Annotated in this window: 3 protein-coding genes; all 3 read right to left on the reverse strand. The window is 67.3% G+C overall.

What is annotated here, in order from left to right:
• Positions 1-388: 388 nt before the first annotated feature.
• Genes QHF83_RS53105 through QHF83_RS53115 form a run of 3 tightly spaced genes read right to left on the reverse strand, consistent with a single transcriptional unit; the run spans position 389 to position 2,786 of the window.
• Positions 389-2,026, reverse strand: a complete 1,638-nt coding sequence (locus QHF83_RS53105; RefSeq protein WP_282425847.1) for an IS66 family transposase — start codon at positions 2,024-2,026, stop codon at positions 389-391.
• A 47-nt stretch (positions 2,027-2,073) separates the two neighbouring features.
• A complete protein-coding gene (gene tnpB / locus QHF83_RS53110; protein ID WP_282425848.1) occupies positions 2,074-2,433 on the reverse strand; it encodes an IS66 family insertion sequence element accessory protein TnpB in 360 nt (119 codons plus the stop codon).
• On the reverse strand, positions 2,430-2,786 hold the full coding sequence (locus QHF83_RS53115; protein ID WP_282425849.1) for an IS66 family insertion sequence element accessory protein TnpB: 357 nt from the start codon (positions 2,784-2,786) through the stop codon (positions 2,430-2,432). Before QHF83_RS53115 ends, tnpB begins: the two co-directional genes overlap by 4 nt.
• Positions 2,787-2,863 lie beyond the last annotated feature (77 nt).

The following is a 2,863-nucleotide window of genomic DNA, read 5'->3' on the forward strand; positions in this document are numbered from 1 at the left end:
GCGTATCCGTTCGCCCACCCGCATCATGGCGCGCATCGAGGCAGCTGCGTAACCTTCCGCCGCGATGCCGCAGCGTGACGAGTTCGTCGTGGAAGAACCCCTGGGAGACGCAGCTCGCCCGAAGCTCGCGAGAAAGCATGGTCCTGCGCGGGGCCGAAGCGCGGCAGGCAGCCGCGTTGATGCGTCCGAGGGGCTCGATGCTCGCCGGAAAGACGACGAGAGTTCGCCACGACGCCGCAGCTCGACCATCAAACTGTCCAAGCGCGGCGAGGAAGCCACGTCGACGGTCGACGCGCCTTCCAGACCCGCTCGGAATGTTCGTGTCCGCCGAACCCCAGCCGCCGAAGGCGCGGCTCCCAAGGTCCCCACGACCGCGCCGCGCTCGAAGTCAGGACGAGGGGGACGTGCTCGAAACGCGGCTCCAGATGCTGCTGTCGAGCCGCTGACGAGCGTCGGTCTTCTCGAGGGTTTGCTTCCAGTGCTTGGGCGACAGCTCGAGGACCCGGTCGCGGGGCCATTCGGGAAGCAGAATCAAGACGTCGCGCAGGTATGCCCAGGGCTCGATACCGTGGAGCTCGCAGGATGCGATGAGCGAGACGGCGATGGTATTCCACTCGGCGCCCTCGTCGCTGCCGACGAAGAGCCAGTTTTTCCGGCCGACCGCCTGGCGGCGGAGCTCGAGCTCCGAGCCGTTGTTGTCGAGACGCAGCCTGCCATCGTCGAGGAATCGCGTGAGGGGCGCCCACTGATTGCGAGCGTAGCCGATGGCCTGGCCAACGGGACTCTTCGGCAAGGCCACGAGACCCTGCACGTCGAGCCAGATGCGAAAGGTTTCGAGCACGGGCGTGGCGAGCCTCCGGCGCTCCTCCGTCCGGCGAGCCGGCGGAAGGTCCTTGGTCTCGGCGTCGATTGCGTAGAGCTTTCCGATGAATCCGAGCGCCGCCAGCGCCCGCTCCTTGTCGGACGAGAGCGCCTTGAAGAAGCCGCGCCGGCAGTGTGCCCAGCAGCCGACCTCCGTCACTTCCTCGGTGCGATAGAGCAGCTCGTAGACATTGTGCGCGTCGGCGAGGACGTACCCCTTGTAACCGCGCAGGAATTCCCGCGGCCCATCCTGCGTGTGCCGCGGCGTGAAGCGAAACAGAACGTGGTCCCGATCGGCAACGAGCACCCAGAAGTAGCCTCTCCGGCACTTCTCCTTCGCCTGCACGAGCACGCCGGTCGCATCCATGGCGATGCAATGCGCGCTTTTTGCGTCGACGGACATCGCGTCGACGATGTACCGGAGCAGGCCGCAGGAGGCGCTCACCCAGTTGCACAGGGTCGAGCGCGCGAGCGGGACACCTTGTCGCTCGTGGATCTTCTCCTGCCTGTGCAGCGGCAAGGAATCGGCGTACTTGCTCACGAGCACGTGCGCGACCAGCCCGGGGCCTGCCATGCAGCGCGGAATCGGCGCCTCGGGCGCGGGCTCGACACGCACGCCTTGCTCGGGTTTGCCTCTCGTCGCGAACTTCGGACGAACGACCCGGACCCGCACGTAGCCCGCGGGCCGCCATTCCAGCGTTTCGCTCACCTCCTCGCCGATCCGCACGAGGGACGCGGCGCCTTCGCCCTTGGCCTCGAGCGGCAGGAGCTCGATTTCATGGACGGGCAGGTGCTCGGGCAGGCTCTGCCGCCCGTGCGGGGTGGCCTTGCGCTCCTTCTGCTTTGACTTGTTGCGCTCGGGCAGCTTCTCTCCGGCGGGCTGCTCGGAAGGCGGCTGTGCATCCGTCGATGGCTCGGAGAGCCGCTCGAGCCCGCCGAGCGCCTCGACGACGGCGGTGAACGCGAGCTGCGTCTGCGCAGGATCGACCTGCTCGGCCTTGCGGCCGAAGATATGGCGACGAAACCGCTCGAGCTCGATGCTGGCGAGCTCGTAGAGCTTGCGATACTCGTCGCGCTCGTGCCGCAGTTTGTCCCGCTCCCGCGAGGCACCCGCGAGGCGGCTCTCCAGGGCGGCGACCTTCACCTCGAGCTCAGGGTTTGTCACGGGAGCGGGCCATACACGCAACGCTCCGCCGTGTAAAGAGAAAGGTTTTACTTGATGGAACCCGCCGCGAGCGCGCGGATGCGCTGCTTCGCCGGCGGGAGCTCTACGCCTTCGAGGATCCTGGCCATCTCGGAGGCTTCGATCGGGATGCGCGTCGCGCCGGGCTCGAGCGCGAGCGGCACGCGAAACGTGCCGCGCTCGAGGCGCTTGTAGAGCAGGCAATAGCCCGTCCGATCCCACCAGAGGATCTTGACCCTGTCGGCTGCCTTGTTGAAGAACATGAACAGCGCGCCCGAGAGCGGATCCTCACGCAGCACCTCGCGCACGACGCCCGAGAGCCCATCGAACGAGCGCCGCAGATCGAGCCGCTCGGTGGCGACGTAAATGGCCATCCGCGCGGGAATCATTCGAGCAACCCCCGCAGTGCCGCGACAACACGGCCGAGTTGGGAGAGGTCAGCGCCAGGCGGCACGCGGATCACCTCGCCACGCGGAAGAACGACCTCCAGGGTCGTCGGCCCAGCGGCCGCGGCGGGCAGGACGTCGTCGATGATCTCGACGGGCAAGAACGTCGGTGCTTCCGCCGCAAATTCGGAATCCTGCGCGGCATCCTGTCTGCTGAGCCGGCTGCTCCACCCGTACATCGTGACCGCGCTGATTCGATGCCGCTTCGCGAACGCGCGCGCCGATAGGCCGCTACGGCGCCACTTCTCCACGATCCGCCGCCAGCGACGCTCGGCCTTGGTCGTCCTCGTAGCCATGACAAGCCTCCCTTCAACGAGGCATACATGCATGGCCGAGGGGGGAGGCGGAAGGATGGGGGTGGCGGGACGGATAC

Origin of the sequence: Polyangium sp. 15x6, assembly GCF_029960785.1 — a bacterium.
Lineage (GTDB): Bacteria > Myxococcota_A > Polyangia > Polyangiales > Polyangiaceae > Polyangium.